The sequence below is a fragment of the Nocardiopsis sp. iso_25 genome (genome assembly GCF_056173305.1).
Genome location: NZ_CM149667.1, coordinates 5,626,388 through 5,653,068, shown reverse-complemented (window position 1 = coordinate 5,653,068; position 26,681 = coordinate 5,626,388). Strand labels below are relative to the sequence as shown.

The following is a 26,681-nucleotide window of genomic DNA, read 5'->3' as shown; positions in this document are numbered from 1 at the left end:
GTCCCCCGTGGGGCCCGGGCGCGCCCGCAGGCGCGGACCGCGGACCCCGAGGAGCGCTGCCTACCTGCACGGCGGCTCCTCTCGTCGGCTCAGGGCGCGAAGGAAGGCCAGGCCGTCGACGGCGATCGCGTCCTGGGTCGCCGCCAACGGTCGCCAGACGGAGGCCGCCGTGGCGATGCTGGCATTGTCCGCCGTGAACGACTCGATCACCAGGGGGCCTGTGTACCCCACATCGTCGAGCGCGCCGAGGATCGCGCTCCAGTCCAGGTGGTCGGCCCCGGGGGCGCCGCGGTCGTTCGCGCACACCTGCACGTGCGCCACCCGCCCACCCGTCGCCCGACCACCACCCCTCAAGGCCGCCTCCGGCGCGGTGTCTTTTTGTTCCGTCGCCCGACCACCACCCCTCAAGGCCGCCTCCGGCGCGGTGTCTTTTTGTTCCGTCGCCCGACCGCCACCCCTCAAGGCCGCCTCCGGCGCAGTTCCCATCCCTGCGCGCCGCACGGCCGCCGCCACGTCCCGCTCCTCGATGTTCATGTGGTAGACGTCCAGGGCCAGCCCGCAGTGCTCCGCGGGCAGGTCGGCCAGCATCTCCAGCCCCTGGTCCACCGTGTTGAGCACGCTCGTCTCGTAACGGTTGAGCGGCTCCACCGCCAGCCGGACCCCCGCGGCCGAGCAGTGCCCGACCACGGGGGCCAGCGCCTCGGTCAGCTCCGCGCCGATCCCCGCCCGCTCACGCGGGGACATCCGCCACGTGCGGCCGACCGAGGAGTAGGCCGGACCGGCGGCGACGGGGGAGCCCACCGCCGCGGCCGCGTCCACGACCCGCCTGAGGTAGTCCTGCGTGGCCGAGCGGGTGGCCGCGTCGGTCGCGACCAGTTCCCGGCCCGGCCCCATGACCAGCACGACGCTGGCCGCCAGGCCCAGCCCGTCCAGCAGGGCCCGGGCGCGCCGGGGGTCCCAGTCGCCCGCGTTCTCCACGGGGAGTTCGATCACGTCGAACCCCCACTCCGCCACGCGGGGCGCGATCCGCTCCAGCGCGGCGTCGGTCAGCGGCGACGTCCACACCCAGGTGTTGACCCCCAGCGCCCTCATCTACCGGTCCGTCCAGGCCTCGGGGAAGCCGGGCAGGTCCTCGCCGCCGAACTTCGCGTAGTGCAGGGACGGCATCTCCGCGTTGCGCTCCAGGTACTCGTCCAGCTCGTCCTGGCGGATCGGAGCCTGGGGCAGGATCCACTCCGAGGGCACCTCCTCGCCGGCGAGGATCATGCCGGCGGCCAGGACCGGGGTCCGCCACTGGAAGTTGGAGTAGACGGGCGCGATCGCGGTGAGGTCCTCCTCCTGCCACTTGCGCATGAAGCTCAGCTCGTCCTCCCCGGAGATCACCGGGTAGGGCTGGCCCGCGTCCTCGAAGGCCTCCAGGGCGGCCACGGCGCCGTCCCCGGCGTCCATCCAGATGCCGTCGACCTCGCCGCGCTGGAGGTGCTGGGAGACCAGGTCCTTGATCATGGCGCCGTCGCCCTCGGTGAACTCGTGGCCGAGCACCTCCAGCTCGCTGTCGGCGAAGATCTCCTGCGCCGCCGCCCAGCGGTGTTCGAGCACGTCCACGCCGGGCAGGATGCGCAGCGCAAGCACGGTCGAGCCGGGCTCCAGCTCCTCGACCAGGAACTCGGCCGCGTCCGCGCCGTAGGCGTAGCCGCCGATGGGGTGGATGAACGTGACCATGCAGTCGCTGTTCACGCCGCGGTCGAAGACCACGACCGGGACGCCGCTCTCACAGGCGGTCTCCACCGCCGGGGTCAGGGTCGCGGTGGTGGAGGGGGAGATGATGATGACGTCGCAGTCCCCGGAGTCCACGAAGGCCTGGATGTCGGAGATCTGCTGGTTGTCGTCGTCAGCGGCGTCCGACACCCGGAACTCGCCGATGCGCCCCTCCTCCTGGAGAGCCTCCACCTGCTGCTCCATGGTGATGAAGCCGGTGACGCGCCAGGGGTTGGACACCGAGGCGTTGGAGAGGCACAGCGTCGCGTCCTCGGGCGCGTCGTGCGCGAACTCCGAGGTGTCGATCCACTCGGGCTCGATCGCCTGGAGCCAGGGCTCGTCCTCGGGGCCCTCCGGGGTGATCTCGCGCTGTGCGAGCTGCGCCTCGAACTCGGCCTCGTCGAACCACTCACCGTCGGGGGTGAGTTCGGCGCCCGCCTCCTCGGGGGCGTCGGTGGGGGCGTCCGTCGTACACGCCGTGAGCGTCAGGGTCAGGCCGGCGGCGCCGGCGAGCAGCACGCGGGGGACGCGCATGGTTACCTCCTGGAAGTGCCGAGCGGCCGCTCGGTCGGATGGTCCGGTCGCCGTCGCAGGCGCTCCGGCAGTCGAAGGTCGCCCCGGCGGGCGGCGTAGGCCACCGCGGCGATGATGATGAGCCCCTGCACCGTGGGCTGGAGCGTCGAGGGCAGGTACAGCTGGTTGAACAGCGTGAACAGGGCCTCCACGGTCAGGGCGCCCAGGACGGCGGCGACCACGGTGCCGCGCCCGCCGCCCAGCACCACCCCGCCCAGGACCACGGCGGTGATCGCGGTGAACTCCAGCCCGTCGCCGACCTGCGCGGTGACCCCGGCGTAGCCGCCGATGAGGACGGCGGCGACGGTGGCCATGAGGGAGGAGCCGACGAACGCCATCGTGCGCACCCGCCACACCCGCACCCCCGAGAAAGCGGCGGCGACGTCGTTGTCGCCCGTCGCCACGAGGGAGCGGCCGTAGGGCGAGCGCATGAGCACCACCGCGCCCGCCGCCAGCGCCAGGGCGATGAGCAGCGCCCACGGGATCTCGCCGAGGACGGGCACGCCCTCGATCCCCTGACGCCCGAACACGCGGAAGGACTCCGTCAGCGCTCCGGTGGGCGCCCCGCCGGTCCAGTAGCGCACCGCGCCGAACAGGATGAGCATCGTGCCGAGCGTGGTGATGATCGACGGCACCCGCAGCAGCGTGGTCACCAGACCGTTCACCAGGCCCACGACCAGGCCGAAGGCCAGCATGAGGCCGATCACCGGCCAGGTCATCGCCTCGTCGCCGTCGATGAGGCGGGCCGCGATCACCACCTGCGCGCCCACCAGGGACCCGACCGACAGGTCGAACTCCCCGGAGACGATCACCAGGTACTGGCCGATGGCCAGGATCACCAGCGGCGCGGCCTTCTTGGCGAAGGCCATCAGCGGCGGCCCCTCGAAGAAGGAGGGGTTCTGGGTGGCGATCACCACGAAGATCAGCGCCAGCAGCAGCGCGACGGTCGCCGTGCCGCCCCGGCCCAGCGCGGCCAGCGCCGCCAGAGGGCCCGGACCGCGCGACTCGGACCCGCGCGCGTCCTGGGTGGGGGTCGGGGTCATCGGCGGCCTCCGAGGGGTTGCGGTGCGGACCCCGTCCCGGGGTCCGGATCGGGGGCGGTCCCGGTGCCCGGGTCGGGCCGCGGCACGGGGGAGGACGGCGGAGCGCCGCCGGAGGGGAAACGCGTCCGCACGGCGGAGCGCCCGCCGCGGGCGTAGACGGCCACGGCCGCGATGACGATGACGCCGCGCAGCACGTCCTTGACGAACGGGTCGACCGCCAGCACGTTGAACACGGTGTCGAGCGTGGCGAGGATGAGCACCCCCGCCACGGTCCCGGCCACGCCGCCGCGCCCGCCGAGCAGGTAGGTCCCGCCCAGCACCACGGCCGCGATGGCCTCCAGTTCGTAGCCCCCGGAGTAGACGGTGGCGCTGCCGGTGCCGAACCGGGCGGCCAGCAGCAGACCGGCCACACCGGCGGTGACCGAGCACAGCACGTGCGCGGTGACCGTGGGCACCCCGGAGCGGACCCCGGAGAGCCGGGCCACGTCGGCGTCGCCGCCGACGGCGTAGATGTGGTAGCCCATCCGGGTGCGGCTCAGGAACAGCACCGCCGCCACCGCCACGCCCAGCATGACCAGGGTGGAGACGGGCAGCACGCCGATCCGGGTGTAGCCGAAGGCCTGGAAGGCGGGGGGCACCGCCCCGGCCGGGCCCTGGAAGTTCGTGTCCAGGTAGCCCTTGATCACCAGCCCCATGCCCAGGGTGGCGATGAAGGGGTTGACCCGCAGCCCCGTGACCACCAGCCCGTTGACCAGGCCGATCAGCGCGGCCAGAGCGAGGGCGGCGGCCACGCCGAGCACGATCCGGGAGGGGTCGCCCGCCATGGTGGTGGCCGCGACCACGGTGGACAGGGCGGCCACGTAGCCGACCGACAGGTCCAGGGAGCGGCACAGGATGACGAGGGTCATCCCGATGGCCAGGAAGCCCAGCAGGCTGCTGCGGGTGAGCAGGTCGACGGTGTTGGCGGTGGTGAACAGGTTGCCGCCCCGGGCGGCCACGAAGGCCGCGCTGACCGCGAGCAGCAGCACCAGGGCCAGGTAGACCAGCCCGGTGGTGCCCGTACGGGCGCGCAGGCTCCGGAAGGGGGAGGTCGGTGGGCGTGTCACGGGGCGGCCTCCTCGTGCCGTGCGGGGGAGCCGCCGTTGCCGGTTCCGGGGGACGGGGCGCCGGGGGAGGCGTGGTCGGCCGACGCGCGGGTGCGGTGGGCGCCCGTTCCGCCCTCCTCGGGGACCGGTGCGGCGGCCCCGCCCGGGTGCGGCGACCCGGTGGCCATCGCCATGACCGCCTCCTCAGCGGCCCCGCCGGGCAGCTCGCCCGCCACCCGGCCGTCCCTCAGGACGACCAGCCGGTCGGACATGCCGATCAGCTCGGGCAGCTCGGAGGAGATGAGCACGATCGCCACACCGGCCGCGGCCAGCTCGCGCATGAGCCGGTAGACGGCCTGCTTGGCGCCCACGTCGATGCCGCGCGTGGGCTCGTCGAGCACCATCACGCCGGGTTCGGCGGCCAGCCACTTGGCCAGCACGACCTTCTGCTGGTTGCCGCCGGACAGGTACCGGACCTCCTGGTCCTGGCCGCCGCGCGCCACCAGCTCCAGGGAGGAGAGGATGCCGGGCAGCCGCCGGGCCCCGCGCGCCGAGCCCAGGGGCCAGACCGCGTCCAGGACCAGGCGTCCGTTGGCCGCCACCGACTGGTTCAGCGCCAGTCCCTGCGCCTTGCGGTCCTCCGTGACCAGCACCAGGCCCGCGCGCACCGCCGTGCGCGGCGAGCGGGGGTCCACCCGCCGCCCGTCCACGCGGACCTCGCCCCGGGTGAAGCGATCGACGCCGAAGAGGGCGTGGGCCACCTCGGTGCGCCCGCTGCCCTGGAGCCCGCCCAGGCCCAGGATCTCGCCGCCGCGCACCTCGAATCCGATCCCGTCCAGCTGGGTGTTACCGCCTCCGGTGACCGACAGCCGCACCCGTCCCACGTGCTCGCCGTTCGGCTCCAGGGGCTCGGGGAAGACCGCCGAGACCGGGCGCCCGACCATCTTGCGGACCAGCTCGGCCGGACCGATCTCACCGGCGGGGACGGTGTCCACGAGGTGGCCGTCCTTGAGCACGGTGATGGTGTCGGCCAGGTCGAAGATCTCCCGCATGCGGTGCGACACGTACAGCACCGCCACGCCGCGTTCGCGCAGGCGGCCGATGATCCGGTAGAGGACCTCCACCTCGTGGTCGGCCAGCGCGGCGGTCGGCTCGTCCATGGAGATGATGCGCGCGTCGTGCGAGAGCGCCTTGACGATCTCCACGATCTGCTGCCCGGCCACCGACAGCGACCGCACCCGGGCCCGGGGGTCGATGCCCTCCAGACCGAGTTCGGCGAGCAGTTCGGCGGTGGCCCGCTCCATGGCCCGGCCGTCCACCAGGCCGCGGCGGCGGATCTCGCGGCCGAGGAAGACGTTCTCGGCGACGGTGCGGTCGGGCAGGAGGTTGAACTCCTGGAAGACCGTGGTCACGCCCGCGCGTTGGGCCTGGACGGGGTGCTCGAAGGAGACGGCGCCGCCCTCCAGCTCGACCGTGCCCCCGTCCGCCCGGTGCACACCGGCCAGCACCTTCATCAGGGTGGACTTGCCCGCCCCGTTCTCACCGACCAGGGCGTGCAGCTCGCCGGGGTGGAGTTCCAGGTCGATCCCGTGCAGGACGCGCACGCCCAGGAAGGACTTGGTGATGCCGCTCATGCGGAGCAGGGGCGGGCCGCTCATGCCCCGTCCACCTCCGGCACGTCGACCCAGCGGCGCTCCCGAGCGGAGGTCAGGACGGCCTCGGCCAGCACGGCGGCGCGCAGGCCGTCGGCGAACACCGGCAGGCCCTCGGGGGCCCGCCCGGCGATGGCGGCCCCGGTGTCGGCCACGAGCGCGTTGAAGCAGTCCTGGTAGCCCTGCGGGTGGCCGACGGGGGTCGTGGACAGGCGCGCGGCGTCGGCGCTCAGCTCCGGGTCGTCGCGGCTGATGGTGCAGGTGCGGCCCCGGCCGCCCGCCCAGAGGGTCTCGGGCCGCTCCTGGTCGAACAGCAGGGTGCCCTCGGTGCCGGAGACCTCCAGCACGAGCCGGTTCTTGCGGCCGGGGGAGACCTGGCTGATGACGGCGCTGCCGACCACGCCCCCCGCGGTGGAGAACTGGAAGGCCACCAGGTCCTCGGTGGCCACCGACCGCCCGGCGCGGGTGTCGTTGACCCGTGAGGTCTGGGCGCTGACCGAGGTGATGCGGTCGCCGGTGACGAACTCCAGCATGTCGCACCAGTGCGAGCCGATGTCCCCGAACGCGCGGGTGGGGCCGCCCAGTTCGGGGTCCACCCGCCAGTTGTCCTCGTCGGGGTACAGGAGCCAGTCCTGGAGGTAGCCGCCGTGGGCGAGGCTGACGCGGCCGATGGAGCCCGAGGCCACGCGGGCGCGCGCCTCGCGGGCCATGGGGTGGAAGCGGTAGGCGAAGGGGACGACGGCGATCCGGTCGGCCTCCTCCGCGGCCCGGACCAGCTCGCGGGCGGTGTCGGCGTCGGTGGCCAGGGGTTTCTCGCACACGACGTGCTTGCCCGCGGCCAGGGCGGCCAGGCTCAGCGGCGCGTGCAGGTGGTTGGGCGTGCACACGTGGACCACGTCCACGTCGTCGCTGCGGATGAGTTCGAGGGCGTCGGCGTGGGCCCGGGCGACGCCGTGCGCGGTGCGGAACTGCTCGGCCTTGCCGTGGGAGGAGCCCGCGACCCCGACGACCTCGCCTCCCGCGGCGCGGACTGCGTGGGAATGGACCCGTCCCATGAAGCCGGTGCCGATCACCGCGGCGCGGTAGGCGTTGGGGGCGGCCGACCCCGGGTCGGCCGCCTCACCCAGGCTTGTGACCTTACTCACTGACATGCACCGAACGGTACGCCGGACTTCTGTCGATCGTCAAGCAAAAGTCGTAGGATCTATCTGCAATAGACGGATGACGGACAGTCAATAGATCCTGTGCTTCACTGTTCGCATGACGGAAGACGCGCTGACCCACACGGAGGGACGACCCGGTACGGCCGTCGCTCCGACCGCCGCACCCGGTGCGGGCACCCTGCTCCGACTCCTGCGCGACGGCCGACCGCGCACCCGCTCGGAGCTGGCCTCGGTCACCGGTCTGGCCCGCTCGACCGTCACCCAGCGCGTGGACGCCCTGCTCGCCAGCGGGCTCATCGGACCCGCCGGCGAGGCCGTCTCCACCGGGGGCAGGCCGCCCACGACCTTCTCGTTCCAGCCGGACGCCCGCGTGGTCCTGGCCGCCGACCTGGGAGCCACCCACGCCCGCCTCGCCCTCACCGACATGTCGGGGACCGTGCTCGCCGAGGAGCGCGCGGACCTGGACATCGCCCTGGGCCCCGAGCACGTCCTGGACTGGGTCGTGGAGCGGGGCCGGAGGCTGCTGGAGGGCGCAGAGCGGCGCGTGGACGAACTGCTCGGCCTGGGCATCGGCCTGCCCGGCCCCGTCCAGCACACCACCGGGCGCGCGGTGAACCCGCCGATCATGCCGGGGTGGGACAACTTCGACGTGCCCGGCTACGTCCACGACCGGCTCGACGTGCCGGTCCTGGTGGACAACGACGTCAACATCATGGCGATCGGGGAGCACCACACGGCCTGGCCCGAGGCCAGCCACCTGATGTTCGTCAAGGTCGCCACGGGCATCGGCTGCGGCATCGTCAGCGAGGGCAGCGTCTACCGGGGCGCGCAGGGCGCGGCCGGGGACATGGGGCACATCCACGTCCCCAGCGGCGACGAGCGGCCCTGCCGCTGCGGCAACACCGGCTGCCTGGAGGCCGTGGCCAGCGGCGCCGCCCTGGCCGCCGCGCTCACCGCCGAGGGGGTGCCCGCGAGCGGCGCCCGCGCCGTGGTCGAACTGTCCCGCAACGGGTCGGTGCCCGCCCTGCGCGCGCTGCGCCAGGCGGGCCGCGACATCGGCGAGGTGCTCGCCGCGTCGGTCAACATGTTCAACCCGTCGGTCATCGTCATCGGCGGCGCGCTCGCCCTGGCCGGGGACCACCTGCTCGCCGGGGTACGGGAGATCATCTACCAGCGGTCGCTGCCGCTGGCCACCGAGCACCTGAGCATCGTCTCGTCCGTGGCGGGCGAGAGCGCGGGCGTGGTCGGCGCGGCGGTCATGGTGATCGAGCACTGCCTGAGCCCCGAGCACGCCGACGCGCTGATCAACGGCTGAGCCGGGCGGGCGCGGGCCCGGCGTCGGGAACGTCCCGGGGCGGCCACCGCGCCGGAACCGCCTCGGAACGCGGGACGCGGGGCGCTGGAGTACGGGCGCTGCGTCAGGTCGCGGACGCTCATCCGGGCCTTGTGCTCCGTCAGCGTGCGGACGCGCGTTCGGGGTCGAGGTGCTCCATCAGCTCGCGGTAGCGGCTCCAGGCGTCTGGTTCCACCCCGTCCCCGATCCGGTACCAGACCAGCGGGGCCATGGGCGGGCCGAAGGCGACGCCCGGCACCGGAGCGGCCAGCGCCCGTTCCCGTCCCGCCTCCAGGACCCCCTCCGGCCCCACGGCCAGCCCGACCGGGACGGACACGCCCGCCCACCGGGGCGCGTACGTCAGGTCGGCGCGTCCGAGGGCGCGGTGCACGGTCATGCTGCGCAGGCCGTCCCGCTCGGTCAGCTCGCGCACCAGGGGGTCGAGTGCGTCCAGGTCGGGCCTCTCACCCGGCCGGTACCCCACCGAGAACAGGATCCGCTCGCGTACCCCCGACGGCGTGCGCGACACCCGCAGGCTCCCGGCCAGGGGGCGCGCCCCCTCCTCCCGGACGCCTCCGGGCTGTCCAGCGAAGGCCAGCAGGGTCTCACCCGGGGAACGGCGCCGCGCCATGGCCGTGACCCGCTCGGTGTCCCACGCCCTGGTCAGGGGCTCGGAGACGCCCCACACCGCGGGCGGGCCCGCGGCCAGGTGCTCGGCGAGCAGTTCCACGGTGGTGCCCAGGAGCAGGCCGTCGCCGACCGGGTGGTCGACCCTCAGGTCCACGTGCAGGTGAGTACCCGGTTCCTCGTCCGCCGACGCCCGGAAGGCCTGGTTGGGGCCGTCCTCCGCGTTCACGCCGGGGTTGGGCACGAAGCCGGTCTCCGCGTCCCACAGCAGCGGCAGACCGTTGAAGCCGTCGTAGTAGCGCCCGTCCGGGGCGCGGACGACCCACATGGCGCGGGGTCTGCTCAGGAACCAGCGCAGCGCGTGGGTGATGACGCTCGTGGACGGGGTGACCACCTGTAGGCCCCGCCCCCGGCGGCCGTGCTCGGCCAGCGCGTCCACGAACCAGCTGGACAGGGGGACCACCGGCCGGTCCTGGACCAGGACGGCGTTCGCCCCGGTCACGGTGCTCACCGCCGGGTGCTCGGTCGCTCCCAACAGGTGCGCGTCGTCCCGGGGCAGCCGCCGCTCCGGTTCCCACACCGCGCCGCCGTGCCGTTCGACCAGGCAGTGGGCGAACCGGCGTGCCGTCGCGGCCGTGTCGGTGTCCGTTAGTTCCGTTCCGCGGACCTCGACCCACAGCGGCTGCGCGGGCAGGTCGTCGGTGATCCCGTCGCCCAGGAGGCGGTCGGCCTCCGCCGACACCGTGAGCCGCTGCGCCGCCTGCATGGCGATCACGAGGCGGTCGGAGTCGTCGCGCAGCTGCACCACGGTGCCCTCGGCCACGAGCCGGACCCGCAGCTTGGGACCGGCGGCGACCAGCGCGTCCAGGAGGGAGCGGCGGCTGGGGCTCTCGGCGAGGAGGGCGACGACGTCGTGGCTCAACGGGGTTCCTTCGCGGGGGCGGGGGCGGGGGTCGGTGCGGTGGGGCGGGGCCGGGGCCTGGTCGCTCAGATGGGGAACTCCCCGTGCCAGCTGCGCTGGAGGATGTGCTTGGGCAGGTAGTCCGAGCTGAGGTCGGGGTCGAAGTCCGGGACGAGCTGGTTCATGTCGTAGGCCAGGCAGGCGATGCCGAGCAGAAACAGCGGGACCGCGCCCATGACGTCCTTGGTGCGTTCCTCGTCGGCGGTGTAGTAGTCGTGGAAGAGCTGGATTCCCTGCGCCATGGCTTCGTCGAACTTGGCGGTGTCGTGTTCGGCGAGCCGGTACAGGGCGTTCATCGGTGGGAAGACGAACGTGTTCAGGTTCTCGGCGCTGCTGATCTCGGCGTGGTCGGGGTCGGAGAGCCGCATGGCCTCGTAGAGGTTGTCGCCGAGTTCGGGCCGGTTGAGGATGAAGTCCTGGAGGGCGGCGACCCAGGGGTAGATGTAGTCGTCGTAGCCGCCGCCGTCCCGTTCTCCGGCTTCCTTGAGGAAGGAGACGGGGATCTGGCACAGGGAGCGGACGCGGGCCTCGTCGCGGCAGGTGATGGCGAGGAAGAACGCGTCGATCCAGGTTCCGGCACCACTGGTGTGGCGAGGGGGGATGGCGTCCAGGGTGCGGATCTTGTGGTTGATGAGGCGTTCGACCGTGGTGTCCGGGGGCGCGGTGGACATGGCGAAGACGGCTTCTGAGACCTGCATCCAGGTGGTCCAGGCCTCCCAGGTGACCAGTTCGGAGGCGTCCGGATCCATGGCGAGGGTGACCCTGGCACCGAGCGCCAAGCTGTCCAGAGACATGCCTGCGGTGAACGGCGCCTTCACCATGCCAGCGATCTCTGTTTCACGCTTCTTTTCGATCTTTGCCAGGTAACGCTTGTATCCGGGCATGCTTGCGTCATGTCGACGAGGAGGTGATGTCATTATTCCTTGTCTTCCTCGATTTTTGATTCTTCACCTTCGGAGATGTCGAACAGGCCGAAGGTGACGCCACCGTGCTCTCCTGAATCCGTAGTGATTCCCTTGATCTCAGTATAGTATAGTTTCCCGTCTCGCAGGGCTTGTTTCATCTGATCTGCGAGGTCTTCTTCGTTGATAACCCCCTTTTCTTTGAGCTCTTTTTCATCTCTAGTGTCCTCTAGTCCGCGATATTCCATATCAGCGAATGTTGCCCTGAGGTACTCATATACTCCTTGTGAGATGCGTCTCTCGTTTGCGCCGGAGCCAACTTTTCTGTCCCCCAGCCTGGTCTTCTCATCACCCTTTGCCTCGACAATGACGAAGCCGCCGTCGCTGGTTCGGTAGATCTGGTCAAATTGGTAATTTCCGCTGCCGGGGGCCGTGTCAACTTTGTCTAGGAGGTTTCCTCCCTCAACCCTGGGCAGAGTCATTTTGCCGTGAACTACTTTCTTGCCTCCATGCCTTTTGATGGTGTCATAGATCCTTTTTCCATTGAAGATCTCCTTGATGTAAGACTTGGCGGTCTCCTCTCCGTAGGTTTCGCTTGCCCTTCCCATCTCGTCATGTGCGGTCGACTTCTTTGCTTTCGCCTCCGTGACATGAGGATGGTTTGTGTCTTTCTTGTGGGCCTTTTCCTCTTTTTCGAAATCTTGCGTGCGCTTTTTCAGGTCTGTGATTTTCTGAAGCCGCTCCCGTGCCAGGTGATCGAGGTTGCCGTTTTCCGCATGGTTTTCGCGTCGCGGGAAAACGAAACGTTTCTCGGGGAACAGGTAGTCGGGCGGTGCTGCGGGGGGAAGTTTGTCTTTGGCGACCCATCGCCGCAGTGATTCAGACCATTGGATCTGGGGAACGCCCCACTTGCCGATCGTTGCTTTCTCGCTCCACCGGTGATTATTCTTCTCGTTGTAGTAGATCCGGAAGAGGCCTTTTTCCCGGTTGATGAGATCTATGAAGTCCTGCACGAACTGCTTGCCGGAGGACCACACCCGGCCCTTGAGGTACTTCTGAGCGGCGGCGAACCTCTCCTGGTTGGACATCCTGCTGTTGGTCACCGGGTTCTGGGGGCCTGTGCCGCCGGACCCGCTCCGGCCGCTCTGACTTCCGGAGCCACCGGTACCTCCGCTCGGGCCGCCGGAGGACCCAGGGACGCCAGCACGCGTCGGCGTGACCACGGCCGGGACGGCATCGACGGCGTCGGTCCGGTCGGATCCGTCGCGGCCGGAGGGGCCGTCGCCCCGAAGAGGCGTGTCGACGCCGGAGCCGCCGTCGCCGCCCGACACGGAGTCGGCCCTGTCGACGGCGACCGGACGACGGGTCTCCATGTCGGAGCCGCGGTCGTGCCGGAACCCGGAGTCGGAGCCGCTCCGCGCGTCGGGTACGCCGATCCGTGAGGCGTCGACCCGGTGGCCGCTGCTGTCCCCCAGGTCCACGTGCTGGACCTGGCTGTGCGGAATCGGCTTCTGCGCGCTCGCGGTGTCGGTGTGGGGACGCGGTGCCGTCGTCGCGTACTCCCTGTCGGCCTCGGGCTCGTCACGGCCGCCGTGTCCGTCCCGTCCGTCGCCGGGGCCTCCCTCCCAGCGCACGTGGGGGTAGTCGCTCGCCACCGCACGCATGTCGGAGAACGCGGCGTTCGCGCGGCCGTCCAGCCCGTACCTCTCCGCGACCTGGGAGTCCTTCAGGGGAGAGGAGTCCGGGTCCACGGTGGCGCGGTCACCCTCGTACAGGGCGGTCTCGGCGCGTTGGTTGACCCGGAAGTCCGCGTGGTCCTCAGCCGTGAACATGCTGTTGACCTGTCGCAGCAGCCTGTCGCTCTCTCTGAGCTGCTCGGCGGTCGGGTCCTGGGAACCGCTCTCGGTCGGCGAGGGCCGGTGGGAGGTGTCCGAGGTGTCCTGAAGCGCTGGTTCGGGAGAGCTGACGCGGTCGTTCCCGTCGCCCTCCTCAAGGAGGCCCTGTTCATCGTCCGCCCTGGCACGGTCGGTTTCGGGTTCGGACCCGGCGGTTCTCTCGTTCCTCTCGTCCGCCTCGCTCTCCCGGTCCGCGACCGGTTGTGCGGCGGGCCTCCTCGGCTGGGAGGGGTCACCGTCGCCCTGGACGGGCGCGGACCGCGACGGAGGGGAGCCGTCCGCGTGCGAGCCGTCGGCGGGGTCGTTCGTGATCGTCTGCAAGCGGTTGAGGGATCCCCTCAGGTCACCCAGCTGCTGTGGACTGAGTCCGTCGGGGTCGAAGGCACCGGTGTCGATCCGCACGACGGGGGCACCGCTGCCGCCGAAGGTGGGGATATTGGCGGGCAGGTCCACGTCGACGTCCGTCGAGCCGCCGGATCCGCCGTCACCGCCGCGACCGCCCATGCCGTCCACGATGGCCATGCCGCGCCAGGCCATCAGCGGGACGCCGACCGCCGCTCCCACACCGGTGGCCGACAGCGCGGCGCCGAGGGCGGTGACGCCGATGTTGAGCACGGCGGTGCCGATCACGTAGCCGGGCCGCTCGCCCCACTCCTCCCAGGGCACCACCGAGTGGGCCAGGTCCTTCCACGCCGAGCCGACGGTGTCCCAGCCCGACCAGCCGTAGCTGTCGGACTCGGCGTCGTACATGCCCACCAGCGAGGCCACGGACTGGATGTTGCTCTCGTGGTACTCGTACAGGGCGTCGCCCCAGGACATGTTGAACCAGCCCTCGGAGCTGTGCATGCCCAGCATCGCGCCGGTTCCCTCGACCGCCCCGACCCCGAAGTCCCAGACCGCGTCCCAGCCGTCGACCAGCCAGCTCTCGTCGGTGACGGCCCCGCCCATGTCCCACTCGGTGGCCAGGTCCGACAGGTCCTCCTCGTAGCCGTGGTAGAACACGTCGGGATCGAGGGCGCCGTCCCCGGAGGGCGTCCTCTCGAACGGGGTGCGGTCCGGGACGAACCGGTTGATGGCGTTGGCGCAGGCGAGTTCGGCGTCCGCGTAGTCCTCGATGATGCGGGTTCCCTCGTCGATGAGGCGCTTGTTCTCCGCCACGTCGGGGTTCTCGCCGATCCCGAAGAAACCTGCCACGCCCTCGGCCTTGCGCCAGTCCTCGCCCTTCGCGTCGATGCGGGCCCGGAACTCGAAGGCCTCGGCGCTCAGACCGGACCAGCGGGACTTGATGTCGCGCAGGTCGGCGGCGAAGGCCTCCAGCGCGCTCGCGGCGTGGCCGAGGTCGGTCGAGACCGTGTCTCCGTCAGCGGCCACCGGTTCGAGCACGGAGTAGAGGTGTTCGGCCTCGGGGGCCTTGTAGTGGGAACTCAGTCCGCTCCAGGTGGACGTGATGTCGTTCCCGGTGTCGCCGACCGACTCGCCCGCGCCGCGCAGGTCGGAGGCCAGGGTCTCGATGTAGTCGGGGGAGGGGGTGGGGACGGGGAAGGTCGCGGGGCTGACCTTGTCCTCACCGTCGGTGAGCATTCCGGTCTGCTCACCGACGGACAGCGGCGCGCTCGGGGGAGTGTCGGGAGGAAGCACGTGGCAGGACTCCGGGGGAGAGGCGGCAGGGGGAGGCTGAGGTGAGGGGCGGTCGGGTCAGACGAGTTCGGCGTTCCCGCCCGGGGCGGGCGGAGGGGGCGGGTCGGGGACCACACCGGCGTTGCGCTGCGCCTCCAGCGCCATCTCCTCGTTGCCCGTGACGTAGGCGGTGGTCGCCTCGCTGGTCTGCGTGACGGCGTTGCCGGTCAGGGAGAGCATGTCGCCCATGAGTCCGAAGTAGTGCTCGGCGAACTCGCCCAGGGCGACGCCGATGGGTGCGCTGTTGATGTGGGTGCTGAGGGTGGTGACGCGTTCCTCGATCGTGGTCATGTCGCCGAACAGGCCCTCGGACCCGCCCTCCTCGCCGAGGTGGGAGAGGGTGTTGACGAGCACGGTGCCGATCTCCGGGGGATTGATGTCCCAGGCGGTCACGGGGATTCCTCCTGCCGCTGTTCACGGGGTTTCTCGGGGGTGGGACGGGAGCGGAACGCCTCGGGGCGGAAGGACCCGGGCCTGGCGTCGGGGCCGGAGCCGACGAGGGGCTCGGACCCGGCCCGGGCCGCCTCGACGGTGTGGAGCATGCGGTTCAGGGCCGAGCGGACCCGGGTGAGGTCGGTGCGGGCGCGCAGGCGCATGTACTCCGAGGACCGCTGGATCCTGAGCCCGGGGTGCGGTGACGGTCGCTCCGCCCGGTCGGGAACCTCCTCCGGAACCGGCGTTCGCGGCGGGGGTGCCTCCCCGTCCTGGTCAAGGTGCACGATGTCGAACTTCACCGGTCGTTCTCTCCTCCCCTGCCCTCTCCGCCGCCCCGCTCGGAGGCACTCACCATGCGGTGTGTACCGACGTGCGGAATGTAGGCAATGGTTCCATTGTGGGGCGTTCCACCGACATCCGCCGGGGCGGGTGCGGACGCCGTCGGGCCGGGGATCGCCACCCGCCACGGAGGTGAGACCAGGTCGGGAGCAGTGCGGGTGGAGAGCGGACGTTCCCGAACCATCCGGATACGTGCGGTGTGCCATCCGGACCTGGCCGGATGCGGCCAGATCCGACGCACCCGATCCCTGCCCCGCTCCCGGCCGGGGACCACGGCCGTCCCACGCGGCAGGCGGTGCGCGGTGCGCGGCGGGCGGCGTACGGGCCCCGGGCCCAGTGTCGGGAACATCCCGGGGCGGCCACCGCGCCGGAACCGCGGACGCTACACGGGTGCCGCGGAAGGGAAGAAGCCCCCGAAAGGAAGAACGCGGGTCCGGTGCGTCCGAACACCCATCGGTTCGGCCGTGCGGCGGTCGGAAAAACGATTCCCGGGTGGAAACACCGGAACCCCTGGTGCCCCTTGTCATCCTTTTGCGGAAAAGGAGATCCGGCCGGTCCTGGAGGGCGGGGACGCGGCCGGATCTCCGCTTCGCGGCCCCGGAGGACGGCCGACGCGGGGCGGCTCGCCGCGGTCGTGCCGCGTACGGGCACCGACCGCTGGCCGACAGCGTCCTCCGGGGCCTTGGGGGAGTGGGGGAGAGCTGGGAAGCGGCAGAAGGGGCGGGGTTTTCGGGCTTCGAGGCGCGCGGGCGGGCGCGGCGCCTCCGGAGGGCGGTTTCGGCGGTTCCCCTTTTCTTTTTCCCCGCCTTTCCTGTGCTTTGTTTTTTCCCGCGCTTGCGCGCCTCGAAACGCCCGCCGCAGTTTTCGCCGGTGGTTTCTTCGTGCGCCCCTGGTTCGCCCCGATGGGAATTGTTTTTCTTCTTTGCCAGAAAAGGGGAGGATGGCGAGTTATGCGGATCGGGTGACGTTTTCGGGTCGTCTGCGGTCATGTGCCCCGCTTGGCGGTGCTTCGTCGCGTCGGCTCCCGCCCCCTGCCGGGCGAGTCTCCACCCTCTACGGGGCGAGCCTCGCACCCCCCGCCGGACGGGCTTTCCGCCCCTGACGGGCACGCCTCCCGCCCGGGCCCCGGGCACGCGGAAGGGGGCGGAGCCGCTCGGCTCCGCCCCCTCGTGCGCCTCGGGTCAGGGGGCGCCGCTCTGGTTCCCGGGTTCACGGGTCACCCGGTCCGGTCGCTCGCCGGGGCCGTACGGCGGGCCGCCCCGACGGTGCGTCGGCCGCCCGGCGTACCGGTCACCCGGCGTGCTGGTCTCCCGGAGCCTGGCGGCCGTGCCGGTCCCGCCCGGCCTCCTCCGCCTCCGCGTCCATCTCCTGGGCGCGGACCTGCTTCCTGCGGTACTCGCCCTGCTTCACGTCGGGCAGGATGCCCTCGTGCCGCAAGGCGGGCTCCTCGCCCTGCACGGGCTCCCTGGGATCCACGGCCTGCGTCTCGTCCCTGGGTTCCGGCTCGGGTTCTCCGACCGGCCTCACGGTCGCCTCGTGCGTCGTGTACGCCGTCCGGGCGTCGCCCGGGGTCCGGCCGCTCAGCGTGGAGGCGCGCCCCACGCTCCGCAGCAGGGTGATGATCGCGATGCCCGTGACCAGGTTGATCACGGACGTGCTGACCTGGCTCGACGTGTCCACGGGCTCGCTGAACGGGGCGACGGCCGCGATCGCCGTGACCAGCCCCAGGATCCACCCGAAGAACTTCATCGCCCGCGGGGCGCTGAGCAGCAGCATGTGCATCAGCCCCGTGGCCAGCAGCGCCGCCACGGCGGCCATCAGCGCGTAGACCACCGTGCTCGCGTCGCCCAGTGCCCCCGCGTCCTCCGGTGCGAGCACCGGAACCCCGAACACCCCACGGAACACCAGGGCGCCCGCGAAGATCACCAGCGCCGCCACCACGGCGGTGGCCATCCCTCCGTACCACAGCCTCGTGGTGTTGACGGGTCGTTCGCTACCTATCTCGGTCATGCCAGTACCCCCAGATACTGTGCCTCTGGGCCGATCCCCTACCCCGCATGCACCCATGTACTACGGGTGACCGAGAAAACCCGCATCGTGCCTGGTCACGCGGGACGCCCTGGGGCGCCGCGAAAAACGGTCACGCCCTCCCCGGCGTGTCGGGCCCCTCCCCGGGCGCGTTCCGGCGTTGCTCCGCTCCGGTCCCGCGTACGTGGAACACTGGAGTACATGTCTCACTTCGCGCACGCCCGCGTCGACCTCGACGCGATCTCCCACAACGCGCGGGTGCTCCGCGAGTCCGCAGGGGGCACCCCGCTCATGGGTGTGGTCAAGGCCGACGGCTACGGGCACGGCATGCTCCCGGCAGCGCGCGCCCTGATTGCGGGCGGCGCGACCTGGCTGGGCACGGCCTTCATCGGCGAGGCCCTCCGACTGCGCCGCGCCGGACTGACCCTGCCCGTCCTGGCCTGGATCATCCCGCCCGGCGAGCCGGTCGCGGAGGCCGTCGAGGCCGACGTCGACCTCGGGGTGAGCGACCGCGCGGTACTGGACACCGTGATCGCCGAGGCCCGCCGCCTCGGCCGCACCGCCCGTGTGCAGCTCAAGGCCGACACCGGCCTCAACCGCGGCGGCGCGGGCCCCGCCGACTGGGGCGCCCTGACCGAGGCCGCCGCCCGCGCCGAGGACGAGGGGCACCTGCGCGTCACCGGCGTGTGGTCGCACTTCGCCTGCGCCGACGAGCCGGGCCACCCCTCCGTCGCGCGCCAGCTCTCCCGCTTCCACGAGGCCCTGGAGACCGCGGACAAGGCCGGCCTGACCCCCGAGGTCCGGCACATCGCCAACTCGGCCGCGCTGCTCACCCTCCCCGAGGCCCGCTTCGACCTCGTCCGGGGCGGGATCGCCAGCTACGGCCTGTCCCCGATCCCCGGACTCACGGGGACCGGGCTGCGGCCCGCGATGACGCTGCGCTCCCGGCTCGCCCTCACCAAGCGCGTCCCCGAGGGCAGCGGCGTCTCCTACGGCCACCGTTACGTGACCGACAGGGAGACCACCCTGGCCCTGGTGCCGCTGGGCTACGCCGACGGGGTCCCCCGCGCCGCCACCAACCGGGGGCCCGTCCTCCTGGGCGGACGCCGCCGCGCCATCGCGGGAACAGTCTGCATGGACCAGTTCGTTGTGGATGTCGGCGACGACGCCGTGGAGGCCGGCGAGTACGCGGTGCTCTTCGGCGACCCCGGGGACCACCCGGACACCCCGACCGCCGAGGACTGGGCCCGGATCCTGGACACCATCCCGTACGAGATCGTCACCCGGGTGGGGCCCCGGGTCCCGCGCGAGTACGTCGGCGGGAAGGCCTGAGCGGAGGCGGGAGCCTGACCGGTCATCGCGATCCGGTCACAGACCTCCTCCATCCGGCCTAACCTGGGTGGAAGGGGGCGCGCTCCATCCGGCCCCGCCCGCACACGCCCTGACCCGGCGCGCCGCGATCCACCATCCACCCAGACCACGAGCAGCGAATCTGATGACAGACGCGACAGCAACCACTCCAGGTGCGGCCACCGTCCGCGAGGTCACCGCGGCCACCGACGACGCCATGCGCACCCTCGGCCGCGACCTCGCCGCCCTCGCCCGACCCGGCGACGTGCTGATCCTGTCCGGGCCGCTCGGCGCGGGGAAGACCACCCTCACCCAGGGCCTGGGCGAGGGCTTGGGCGTGCGCGGATCGGTCACCTCCCCGACCTTCGTCATCTCCCGGATCCACCCCTCCCTGACCGGAGGCCCCGACCTCGTCCACGTAGACGCCTACCGGCTCGGCGGGCCCGGCGAGATCGACGACATCGACCTGGACATGACCCTGCCCGACTCCGTCACCGTGGTGGAGTGGGGCGAGGGCGTGGCAGAGGGGCTCTCCGACGACCGGTTGGAGATCCGCATCGAACGCCACCCCGACGACACCCGCTCCGTCCACCTGCGCGCGGTCGGCGCCCGGTGGACCGGCGCCGACCTGCCCGGCACCGCCGCCGGGCCCCGATAGGCGGTCACCCGTGCTCCTCCTGGCCTTCGACACCGCCACCCCGGCGGTCACCGCCGCCATCGGCGAGACCGGCGCCGACGGTTCCTTCACGCTGCGCGCCAGCGCCGGTTCCGTGGACGCCCGCCGCCACGGCGAACTGCTCGGCCCCACGATCGCCCGGCTCACCGAGGAGGCCGGGATCGTCCTGGCCGACCTCGACCACATCGCCGTCGGCATCGGCCCCGGGCCCTACACCGGCCTGCGGGTCGGGCTGGCCACCGCGCACGCCCTGTCCGACGCCCTCGGCGTCCCCTGCCACGGCCTCACCACCCTGGACGCGCTGGCCTTCGCCACCGGCCGGACCGAACCCTTCGTCGCGATGACCGACGCCCGCCGCAAGGAGGTGTTCTGGGCCCGCTACGACGACCGGCTCACCCGCGTGGGCGAGGTGCGCGTCGACCGCCCCGCCGAGGTGGACACCGGCGGGCTCGCGCTGGTCGGCGACGGCGCCCGCATGTACGCCGACGTGCTCGGCGCCGGTTCGGCCGCACCGGACCCGCTGCACCCGGACGCCGCAGCCATGGCGGAGCTGGCCCTGCTGCGCCTGGGCCGCGGTGAGGAGCTGCCCGCGCCCAACCCCCTCTACCTGCGCCGCCCGGACGCGGTGGAGCCCGGTGCCCCGAAGAAGGTGCGCCAGTGGGTGAAGTGACCCCGCCGCCGGGCCTGACCGGCGTGAGCCTGCGCGCGATGACCCCCGACGACGTCGCGGCCGTCATGGACCTCGAACACGCCCTGTTCCCCCTCGACGCCTGGAGCGAGGGCATGCTCAGGGACGAGCTGGCCGAGCCCACGCGCCACTACCTGGTCGCGGTGTCCGGGGACGCCGTCGTCGGCTACGCGGGGCTGCGCGCCGTCCCGCCCGAGGGCGACGTGCAGACCATGGCCGTCTCCGAGCAGGTCTGGGGCCGGGGCGTGGGCAGCGCGCTGCTCACCGAACTCCTCACCGAGGCGGCGCGGCGCGGCGTCACCCACGTGTTCCTGGAGGTGCGCTCGGACAACCCGCGCGCGCAGAGGCTCTACGGCCGGTTCGGCTTCGTGCAGATCGGTGTGCGGCGCGGCTACTACAACGGGGCGGACGCGCTCGTCATGCGGCGCGTCGCCGAGGAGGGGAACCATGAGTGACCTGCCGCTGGTCATGGGGATCGAGACGTCCTGCGACGAGACCGGCGTGGCCCTGGTGCGCGGCTGCGAGCTGCTCGGCGACGCCGTGGCCTCCAGCGTGGACCAGCACGTCCGGTTCGGCGGCGTGGTGCCCGAGGTGGCCAGCCGCGCGCACCTGGAGGCGATGACCCCGACCGTGCACCGGGCGCTGGACCAGGCCGGGGCCAAGCTGTCGGACGTGGACGCCGTCGCCGTCACCGCGGGCCCGGGCCTGGCGGGCGCCCTGCTCGTGGGCGTGTCCGCCGCCAAGGCGTACGCGATGGCCCTGGGCAAGCCGCTCTACGGCGTGAACCACCTGGTGGGCCACGTGGCCGTGGACCAGTTGGAGCACGGCCCGCTGCCCAAGCCCTCGATCGCCCTTCTGGTGTCGGGCGGCCACACCTCGCTGCTGCTGGTCAACGACCTGGCCACCGAGGTGGTCTCGCTCGGCGACACCGTGGACGACGCCGCCGGCGAGGCCTACGACAAGGTGGCCCGCCTGCTCGACCTGCCCTACCCGGGCGGTCCGCCCATCGACAAGGCGGCGCAGCGGGGCGACCCCAAGGCGATCCGCTTCCCGCGCGGCAAGTGGGGAGACGGCACCTACGACTTCTCGTTCTCGGGCCTGAAGACCGCCGTGGCCCGCCACGTGGAGGACACCGACCGCCGGGGCGAGCCCCTGGTGGTCGCCGACATCGCTGCCGCCTTCCAGGAGTCGGTGGTGGACGTGCTCACCCGCAAGGCGGTGGACGCCTGCGTGGAGCACGGCGTGAGCACGCTGGTCATCAGCGGTGGCGTGGCGGCGAACTCGGCGCTGCGAGCGCTGGCCGAGCAGCGCTGCCGGGAGGCGGGCGTCGAACTGCGCGTCCCGCGCCCGCGCCTGTGCACCGACAACGGCGCGATGATCGCCGCCCTGGGCGCCGAGGTCGTGGCGGCGGGCCTGCCCGCGTCCGCGCTGGACCTGGCCACGGACACCTCCCTGCCGGTCAGCTCCCCGCTGGCGGTGTAGCCCGACACGCGACCGCCCCGGCCCGCAGACGCTTCCTGCGGGCCGGGCCGGGGCGGTCACGTCGTCGTCCCTCACCCGGCCAGCGCCAGGCCCGCGCTGATGGCGGCGGCGATCAGGAACGCGATGGACCCCATGAGGGTCTCCATCACGGTCCAGCTCTTGAGGGTGGTCTTGATGTCGATGTCGAGGTAGCGGTTCATCAGCCAGAAGCCGGAGTCGTTGACGTGCGAGAGCACCGTCCCTCCCGCCGCGATCGCGATGACCACGAGCGCGATCTCGGGCTGCGACATCCCGGCATCCGCGATGAGCGGTGCCACGATCGGGGCGGTGGTGACGATCGCGACCGTCTTCGACCCCAGGGCCACGCGCGTGATCGTGGCGATGATGAACGCCAGGACGATGGCGGGCAGGGCCGTGGCGGGCAGGGGATGCCCAGGAGCAGCGCGGTCAGCCCCATGGCGAGCGGTGCGCGGCCCTCACCGAAGAGGGTGAGCAGGCGCTGTGACAGGAGCTGCGCGGCGCCCGTCTCCTGCATCATGCGGCCCAGCATCGCGCCGAGGGCGACGATGATGGCGATGCCGCCGAGGGTGTCGCTCATTCCGGCTTCGAGCAGTCCCGGAATGCTGCTGAGGGGCAGGCCCGCGACGAACGCCACGGCCGCGCTCACCAGGGGCAGCGCGATGAAGGCGTGCAGTTTGGCCCACAGGACCAGCACGAACAGCAGGACCACGCCGAGGGCGACGGTGAGGATGAGGGCCCACGGCGGGAGGGACCAGGCCGCGGCGGGGGCTTTCGCCCGCGGAGAGGAACGCCCCGGGGCCGAGGGGTGGGTGGTGGAGAGCATGGCAGGCCTTGTTTCGAAGGGGGCGGGCGCTCCGCCGCGGCGGGTGCGGACGCGGGGAAGGGCAGGGGCGCAGACGGCGGGAACCCCTGTGGCGGAAGGGTTTCGCCACGTGTTCCGGGGCGCGCGGGACGGTGTCCGGGCGAACGGCGTTCTACACTGAGGACCCCGAGGCGGACGTCCTCGCTCGCCCCCGGCGGGCCGTCCGCGGCCGGGGGGGCCGACCCGGCCCGCACGCAGCAGGAAGGAGGCGGTCGAGTGTCGGCCGCGGAAGGTCACGGCGGTGTCCGAGAGGTCAAGTCGGCGGCGCGCACCGTCGAACTCCTGGAGATCCTGGCGCGCTACCGGGACCCGATCACCCTGCGCACCCTCTCGGAGGAGATGGGTATCCCCCGCAGCAGCCTGTACGCGCTGGTGCAGACGCTCGTGAACCGGGGCTGGGTGCGTTCCGACCCCACCGGGACCCTCTACGCGCTGGGCATCCGCGCGCTCTTCACCGGGACCGGCTACATCGACTCCGACGCCCGCGTGGCCCAGGCGCGCGGCCACCTGGACTCCCTCGCCGAGAAGTTGGGCGAGACCGTCCACTTGGCCCGCCTCGACGGCGGCGACGTCGTCTACCTGGCCACCCAGGAGTCACGGCACTACCTGCGCCCCTTCAGCCGGGTGGGCCGACGGCTGCCCGCGCACAGCACCGCCCTGGGCAAGGCCCTGCTCGCCGAGCGCGAGGACGGGCAGGTGCGCGACCTGCTGCCCGCGAAGCTGGAGGCGCTCACCGACGAGACGATCACCGACGTGGACGCGCTCCTGGATGATCTGGCGCGCATCCGCGAGCGCGGCTACTCCACCGATGACGGTGAGAACGTCGTGGGCCTGCGGTGCGTGGCGGTGTCCCTGCGCTACGACAACCCGGCCGTGGACGCCCTGAGCTGCTCGGTCCCGACGCCCCGGTACACCGATGAGGTGGCCGCGGCCGTGCTGGAGGCCCTGATGGAGGCGCGGGCGATCCTGGAGCGCTACTGGCCCCCGACCCTGGGGTGAGGTGTGGGGGGTGGGAAGCCGCGGCTTCCCACCCCCCACACGTGGTCGTGGTGCCCGGCCTCAGCCGAAGAGTTCCTCGGGGCTGTTGACCTTGGCGGCCTTGCTGGCCCAGCCTTCGAGGGTGGCGAGGTCGTCACAGGATTCGATCCGTTGGCGGACCTCGTCGGAGACCTCGAAGCCCCGGGAGGAGAGGAAGAGGATCACACTGCGCGCGACGCCCTCCTCACGGCCTTCCTCACGGCCTTCCTCACGACCTTCCTCGCGGCCGATGCCGACGTACTCGCGGGCGAAGTCGCTCTGCCAGTTGTAGGTTCCCACGGACATCAGGTCCTCCAGGTATTTCCGGGCCTCGTCGGAGCGCCCGGCCAGTACGTAGTCATAGTAGAACGCGCGGTGGTCGGAGGACACGGCGTTCAGCGCCTCCATCACCGCGTCCAGCGTGCGCAGATCGTGGTCACCGTGCGCCTTGGCCGACAGCACCGCCAGTTCGGGCATACTCCGCGCCTGCTCCGGGTCAGCGACCACCGGAGTGTTGGACGGTCCCACCACGAGAGGCGTGAGGTGGTCGCCCGGGTGCCCGGTGTGGATCGGACCGGTGTAGTACCGGGCGAGTGCGTCGGTGGGGCACAGCGCCAATAGCACTGTCGGGCACTTGACCTGGGCCCGGACAGTGGCGTGATAGACCGGCCAGGTCCAGAACTTGTCCTGTTCCTGCTTGTGCTGGCGCTCCACGACCACGGCCAGGACCTTCTCGGTGCCGTTGCGCAGCACCACGGCGCCGTCGCTGGTGTAGACGCGCGGTTTGCTGTCGGTGCACTCGGAGGAGGTCATCGAGGCCTCGGTGTACTCGGGCAGTTCGAAGCCCACCGCGTCACGGAGCAGGGGGATGACCACCTCCGGTGCGTTCCGAATGATCTTCAGGGGTATCTCGTGTTCTTCGCTGGGCACGGCGTTCCTTGTTGTTGTCGTAGGGGCGGGGAAGGGGTCACGCGGGTGCGGCCTGGCGCTGCTGGTCGTGCCAGGTGCGGACGAGGAAGGCGAGTTCGGCCCACTCGGCGGAGCGGGTGGGTCGGGCTGGCCGGGTGCGGGCGGGTTCGGTGGGCCGGACGACGCCGAAGCGGGGCGCGGGTTCGCCGAGCAGGTCGCCGCCAGGGTCGTCCCGCCACTGCTGGACCAGGGCGGCGGCGCGTTCCTGGACGAGGGCGAACGCGCGTTGGACCTCGTCCGTCTCGGAAGCGGGTTCGGCGCTGCGGGGCGCTGGGATCCGGACCGTGGATACGCGTGCGCTCAGAAGTTCGTGGGCGGCGAAGTAGGGCCTGACCAGGGCGATGTCCTCGGCCGGGACGGTCTGGCCGGGCGGTGCCAGGCGGGGAGGCGGAAGCGGGGCCGGGAGAGGCGCGGGAGCGTGGCGGTGGACGCGGGTGGAGCGGCGACGGCGGCGACCGGCCACGGTGGAGTGGCGTCCGCAGGGGGCGGAGAGGAAGGCGATCAGCGGGCCGAGGGCACGCCGGATAAGGGACACGCTAAAATCGCGCATGTCGGCAAGTCCTTGTGGTTGAAGAAGTCAATGTTGCTGGCCAAGGCCCCGGGCGGTTAGTGACCGTCGCGGGGTCATTCGTGCTTTCAGTTGTGTGTTCGGGAAAAGGGTAAGGCATCGCGGGAGTGCTTGGCGAAACTACGGCGAAGTAATGTTCGAGGAACCCGAAAGTTGGCCGTCGGTGCAGCTCAGAAGCCTTGCGAGGACTTTGCTCGCCAAAAAGAAAAAAGGTTCTATCCGGGCATGGGGCACAAAAAGGCCCCCGTCCCGGAAACGCGGGACAGGGGCCGGTGTGATGCGGTCAGCGGTCGCCCTTGACGGAGGCGAGGAAGCCGGACCAGGCGGGGCTTCCGAAGGCGAGGTGGCCGTGGTCGCGGTGCTGAGTGTCGCGGACCAGGGTGTGCTCGGAGCCCTCGGCGACCTCCACACAGTTCTGGTGCGAGCCACCGCTGTAGCTGCTCTTGTGCCACTGAGGTGATCCCAGCGAGTTTGGAGATGGGGCTCTTCCCTGGGGGAACGGCAGTGTTGTGGGATTGCAGTCATCAAATGGAAACAGTCTTTATGAGCATTCTGCCGATTCCCTGATGGGAGGGGGCCAAGATGGAGACTATTATTTTTCTGATGAATATTTTATGAGGATCTCTCCTGAAGGTGAAGGCATGTCCATGGAATCGTATGAACTTGATTCTGGAGAGCTGCCATGGGAGGAAAATGTTAGTTCTCTCTGTGCAACCGGCCGGTTTGATGCCTCTGTTGGAGTGGACGTGATGCCTGTCCCTGTAGGATTTATTGCTTCTTTGAACTGCCTTGCAGAAGATGGTGGAGTACGGCAGGCTCTGGTGCATCTAGGGGAAGACAAAGGAGGTGAATACTGGAGAGAGGAGTGGGATGCGGAGGCGTCCGAAAACATAGACATGTTCTACCTGTCGGGTGCGACGGTTCCCGGTGCAACGGATGATCTGCTGGGTCAGGCGCTGGCTTCCCAAAACGGTGATATCGAGTACACATTTGTTGCGGATGGCGCCAGAATGGCTGCGGGTGCAGATTATGTAGTTCCGTCGGTTTTTGATTACCAGCCTCTGCGCGAGGTGTTCCCGGTTCCTCTTGAAGACGACGAGGTCCGCCCCGACTTGGTTGTCTTCGTTATGCCTGCGGAGATCGATCTCCAAGTGGCTGTTCAGGGCGCTTGGCAACTCGTTCAGGACCCATCGGTCGACGTGGGAATGGAAGACTTCTCTATCTTGGAATTCCGTGAGCAAGGCGAGTCGGTGCATGCGACCAGCTGCAGAAACTGGGAGGAGCAAAGTCCTCCGTCTGCTGTAAGGACCTTGGTTAACGAGATGCTCAGTTCTTTGAGAGAAGAGTAACGACCTTCAGAGGACATCGATGACTCGCCGCTGATCGACGGTGAGATTGAGGTCGGTGTAGAGCCCCAACACCGTTATTTTAGGTTGTTGTCGCTGGGGGAACTGCAAGCTGGTGTGGGTAAGCGATCGAGGCCGACTGTTGGGATTGGGAAAATTTCCGACAGAAAGGTCGGCTGAAGGTGCGCTCGAAACTGGCTGGAGCGAAATCGCTGTTTCTGGCGTTCGGAA

General features: G+C 71.0%; 24 protein-coding genes and 1 pseudogene. 8 read left to right on the top strand and 17 right to left on the bottom strand.

What is annotated here, in order from left to right; genetic code table 11:
- Window positions 1–60: 60 nt before the first annotated feature.
- Genes AC0VX6_RS24295 through AC0VX6_RS24270 form a run of 6 tightly spaced genes read right to left on the bottom strand, consistent with a single transcriptional unit; the run spans window position 61 to window position 7,256 of the window.
- On the bottom strand, window positions 61–1,092 hold the full coding sequence (locus AC0VX6_RS24295) for a sugar phosphate isomerase/epimerase family protein (protein WP_475466197.1): 1,032 nt from the start codon (window positions 1,090–1,092) through the stop codon (window positions 61–63).
- Window positions 1,093–2,292 carry a substrate-binding domain-containing protein gene (locus AC0VX6_RS24290; RefSeq protein WP_274974811.1) on the bottom strand — a complete coding sequence of 400 codons (1,200 nt, stop codon included), beginning with the start codon at window positions 2,290–2,292 and terminating at the stop codon, window positions 1,093–1,095.
- 2 nt (window positions 2,293–2,294) lie between these two features.
- The gene (locus AC0VX6_RS24285; protein WP_274974810.1) at window positions 2,295–3,374 is read right to left on the bottom strand and encodes an ABC transporter permease; all 1,080 of its coding nucleotides are present in this window, start codon (window positions 3,372–3,374) and stop codon (window positions 2,295–2,297) included.
- Complete coding sequence (locus AC0VX6_RS24280; protein WP_274974809.1) at window positions 3,371–4,480, bottom strand: ABC transporter permease; 1,110 nt, start codon at window positions 4,478–4,480, stop codon at window positions 3,371–3,373. Before AC0VX6_RS24280 ends, AC0VX6_RS24285 begins: the two co-directional genes overlap by 4 nt.
- Window positions 4,477–6,117, bottom strand: coding sequence for a sugar ABC transporter ATP-binding protein (locus tag AC0VX6_RS24275; protein ID WP_475466195.1), 1,641 nt, complete (start codon window positions 6,115–6,117; stop codon window positions 4,477–4,479). Before AC0VX6_RS24275 ends, AC0VX6_RS24280 begins: the two co-directional genes overlap by 4 nt.
- Window positions 6,114–7,256, bottom strand: coding sequence for a Gfo/Idh/MocA family protein (locus AC0VX6_RS24270; protein WP_274978250.1), 1,143 nt, complete (start codon window positions 7,254–7,256; stop codon window positions 6,114–6,116). Before AC0VX6_RS24270 ends, AC0VX6_RS24275 begins: the two co-directional genes overlap by 4 nt.
- A 115-nt stretch (window positions 7,257–7,371) precedes the next feature.
- On the opposite strand from AC0VX6_RS24270, the gene AC0VX6_RS24265 reads away from it, so the two are divergent.
- Window positions 7,372–8,589, top strand: a complete 1,218-nt coding sequence (locus tag AC0VX6_RS24265) for an ROK family transcriptional regulator (protein ID WP_274974807.1) — start codon at window positions 7,372–7,374, stop codon at window positions 8,587–8,589.
- Window positions 8,590–8,728: 139 nt separating this feature from the next.
- Here the strand turns inward: AC0VX6_RS24265 and AC0VX6_RS24260 are convergent, their stop codons facing one another.
- From AC0VX6_RS24260 to AC0VX6_RS24235, 6 genes are all read right to left on the bottom strand, one after another.
- Window positions 8,729–10,156: a DUF6177 family protein gene (locus AC0VX6_RS24260; protein WP_475466193.1), complete on the bottom strand. Its 1,428-nt coding sequence runs from the start codon at window positions 10,154–10,156 to the stop codon at window positions 8,729–8,731.
- 65 nt (window positions 10,157–10,221) lie between these two features.
- A complete protein-coding gene (locus tag AC0VX6_RS24255) occupies window positions 10,222–10,989 on the bottom strand; it encodes an immunity 49 family protein (protein WP_274974805.1) in 768 nt (255 codons plus the stop codon).
- Window positions 10,990–11,111: 122 nt separating this feature from the next.
- Window positions 11,112–14,573 carry a hypothetical protein gene (locus AC0VX6_RS24250; RefSeq protein ID WP_475466192.1) on the bottom strand — a complete coding sequence of 1,154 codons (3,462 nt, stop codon included), beginning with the start codon at window positions 14,571–14,573 and terminating at the stop codon, window positions 11,112–11,114.
- Between the two features lie 114 nt (window positions 14,574–14,687).
- Window positions 14,688–15,062 carry a DUF6507 family protein gene (locus AC0VX6_RS24245; protein ID WP_274974803.1) on the bottom strand — a complete coding sequence of 125 codons (375 nt, stop codon included), beginning with the start codon at window positions 15,060–15,062 and terminating at the stop codon, window positions 14,688–14,690.
- A complete protein-coding gene (locus tag AC0VX6_RS24240; RefSeq protein WP_274974802.1) occupies window positions 15,059–15,403 on the bottom strand; it encodes a hypothetical protein in 345 nt (114 codons plus the stop codon). The genes AC0VX6_RS24245 and AC0VX6_RS24240 overlap by 4 nt, the downstream gene beginning before the upstream one ends.
- Window positions 15,404–16,733: 1,330 nt before the next feature.
- Complete coding sequence (locus AC0VX6_RS24235) at window positions 16,734–17,453, bottom strand: DUF6069 family protein (protein ID WP_274974801.1); 720 nt, start codon at window positions 17,451–17,453, stop codon at window positions 16,734–16,736.
- Window positions 17,454–17,672: 219 nt separating this feature from the next.
- On the opposite strand from AC0VX6_RS24235, the gene alr reads away from it, so the two are divergent.
- The 5 genes from alr (at window position 17,673) to tsaD (ending at window position 21,667) form a co-directional block, all read left to right on the top strand.
- A complete protein-coding gene (gene alr / locus AC0VX6_RS24230; RefSeq protein WP_475466190.1) occupies window positions 17,673–18,803 on the top strand; it encodes an alanine racemase in 1,131 nt (376 codons plus the stop codon).
- A 163-nt stretch (window positions 18,804–18,966) separates the two neighbouring features.
- Window positions 18,967–19,479, top strand: coding sequence for a tRNA (adenosine(37)-N6)-threonylcarbamoyltransferase complex ATPase subunit type 1 TsaE (gene tsaE, locus AC0VX6_RS24225; protein WP_212642749.1), 513 nt, complete (start codon window positions 18,967–18,969; stop codon window positions 19,477–19,479).
- 10 nt (window positions 19,480–19,489) lie between these two features.
- Window positions 19,490–20,167, top strand: a complete 678-nt coding sequence (tsaB, locus tag AC0VX6_RS24220) for a tRNA (adenosine(37)-N6)-threonylcarbamoyltransferase complex dimerization subunit type 1 TsaB (protein ID WP_274974799.1) — start codon at window positions 19,490–19,492, stop codon at window positions 20,165–20,167.
- A 38-nt stretch (window positions 20,168–20,205) separates the two neighbouring features.
- The gene (rimI, locus tag AC0VX6_RS24215) at window positions 20,206–20,640 is read left to right on the top strand and encodes a ribosomal protein S18-alanine N-acetyltransferase (RefSeq protein WP_268742939.1); all 435 of its coding nucleotides are present in this window, start codon (window positions 20,206–20,208) and stop codon (window positions 20,638–20,640) included.
- The gene (gene tsaD / locus AC0VX6_RS24210; RefSeq protein ID WP_248772077.1) at window positions 20,633–21,667 is read left to right on the top strand and encodes a tRNA (adenosine(37)-N6)-threonylcarbamoyltransferase complex transferase subunit TsaD; all 1,035 of its coding nucleotides are present in this window, start codon (window positions 20,633–20,635) and stop codon (window positions 21,665–21,667) included. The genes rimI and tsaD overlap by 8 nt, the downstream gene beginning before the upstream one ends.
- A gap of 71 nt (window positions 21,668–21,738) precedes the next feature.
- Here tsaD and AC0VX6_RS24205 read toward each other — a convergent pair whose 3' ends face one another.
- Window positions 21,739–22,032 carry a GntT/GntP/DsdX family permease gene (locus AC0VX6_RS24205; protein WP_475466189.1) on the bottom strand — a complete coding sequence of 98 codons (294 nt, stop codon included), beginning with the start codon at window positions 22,030–22,032 and terminating at the stop codon, window positions 21,739–21,741.
- A 119-nt stretch (window positions 22,033–22,151) separates the two neighbouring features.
- Window positions 22,152–22,511, bottom strand: a pseudogene (locus tag AC0VX6_RS24200) (GntT/GntP/DsdX family permease); the annotation flags it as partial.
- A 255-nt stretch (window positions 22,512–22,766) separates the two neighbouring features.
- On the opposite strand from AC0VX6_RS24200, the gene AC0VX6_RS24195 reads away from it, so the two are divergent.
- Entirely contained in the window at window positions 22,767–23,549 is a 783-nt protein-coding gene (locus tag AC0VX6_RS24195) for an IclR family transcriptional regulator (protein WP_274974798.1), read from the top strand.
- A 60-nt stretch (window positions 23,550–23,609) separates the two neighbouring features.
- On the opposite strand, the gene AC0VX6_RS24190 is transcribed toward AC0VX6_RS24195, so the two are convergent.
- From AC0VX6_RS24190 to AC0VX6_RS24180, 3 genes are all read right to left on the bottom strand, one after another.
- Window positions 23,610–24,497, bottom strand: coding sequence for a hypothetical protein (locus tag AC0VX6_RS24190; RefSeq protein WP_475466187.1), 888 nt, complete (start codon window positions 24,495–24,497; stop codon window positions 23,610–23,612).
- A 37-nt stretch (window positions 24,498–24,534) separates the two neighbouring features.
- A complete protein-coding gene (locus tag AC0VX6_RS24185) occupies window positions 24,535–25,086 on the bottom strand; it encodes a hypothetical protein (RefSeq protein ID WP_475466186.1) in 552 nt (183 codons plus the stop codon).
- A 301-nt stretch (window positions 25,087–25,387) separates the two neighbouring features.
- A complete protein-coding gene (locus AC0VX6_RS24180; RefSeq protein WP_274978248.1) occupies window positions 25,388–25,570 on the bottom strand; it encodes a DUF397 domain-containing protein in 183 nt (60 codons plus the stop codon).
- A 43-nt stretch (window positions 25,571–25,613) separates the two neighbouring features.
- Here AC0VX6_RS24180 and AC0VX6_RS24175 point away from each other — a divergent pair, with 43 nt between their 5' ends.
- Window positions 25,614–26,453 (top strand): hypothetical protein, encoded by an 840-nt coding sequence (locus tag AC0VX6_RS24175; RefSeq protein ID WP_475466185.1) that lies wholly within the window; start codon window positions 25,614–25,616, stop codon window positions 26,451–26,453.
- Window positions 26,454–26,681 lie beyond the last annotated feature (228 nt).

What these genes read in the sequence shown, in the direction of transcription:
- AC0VX6_RS24285 (WP_274974810.1), bottom strand. Translation starts at nt 3,374, where the DNA reads ATGACCCCGACCCCCACCCAGGACGCGCGCGGGTCCGAGTCGCGCGGT.
- tsaD (WP_248772077.1), top strand. Translation starts at nt 20,633, where the DNA reads ATGAGTGACCTGCCGCTGGTCATGGGGATCGAGACGTCCTGCGACGAG.
- AC0VX6_RS24290 (WP_274974811.1), bottom strand. Translation starts at nt 2,292, where the DNA reads ATGCGCGTCCCCCGCGTGCTGCTCGCCGGCGCCGCCGGCCTGACCCTG.
- alr (WP_475466190.1), top strand. Translation starts at nt 17,673, where the DNA reads ATGTCTCACTTCGCGCACGCCCGCGTCGACCTCGACGCGATCTCCCAC.
- AC0VX6_RS24255 (WP_274974805.1), bottom strand. Translation starts at nt 10,989, where the DNA reads ATGTCTCTGGACAGCTTGGCGCTCGGTGCCAGGGTCACCCTCGCCATG.
- AC0VX6_RS24250 (WP_475466192.1), bottom strand. Translation starts at nt 14,573, where the DNA reads ATGCTCACCGACGGTGAGGACAAGGTCAGCCCCGCGACCTTCCCCGTC.
- rimI (WP_268742939.1), top strand. Translation starts at nt 20,206, where the DNA reads ATGACCCCCGACGACGTCGCGGCCGTCATGGACCTCGAACACGCCCTG.
- AC0VX6_RS24295 (WP_475466197.1), bottom strand. Translation starts at nt 1,092, where the DNA reads ATGAGGGCGCTGGGGGTCAACACCTGGGTGTGGACGTCGCCGCTGACC.
- tsaE (WP_212642749.1), top strand. Translation starts at nt 18,967, where the DNA reads ATGACAGACGCGACAGCAACCACTCCAGGTGCGGCCACCGTCCGCGAG.
- AC0VX6_RS24275 (WP_475466195.1), bottom strand. Translation starts at nt 6,117, where the DNA reads ATGAGCGGCCCGCCCCTGCTCCGCATGAGCGGCATCACCAAGTCCTTC.
- AC0VX6_RS24235 (WP_274974801.1), bottom strand. Translation starts at nt 17,453, where the DNA reads ATGACCGAGATAGGTAGCGAACGACCCGTCAACACCACGAGGCTGTGG.
- AC0VX6_RS24185 (WP_475466186.1), bottom strand. Translation starts at nt 25,086, where the DNA reads ATGCGCGATTTTAGCGTGTCCCTTATCCGGCGTGCCCTCGGCCCGCTG.
- AC0VX6_RS24265 (WP_274974807.1), top strand. Translation starts at nt 7,372, where the DNA reads ATGACGGAAGACGCGCTGACCCACACGGAGGGACGACCCGGTACGGCC.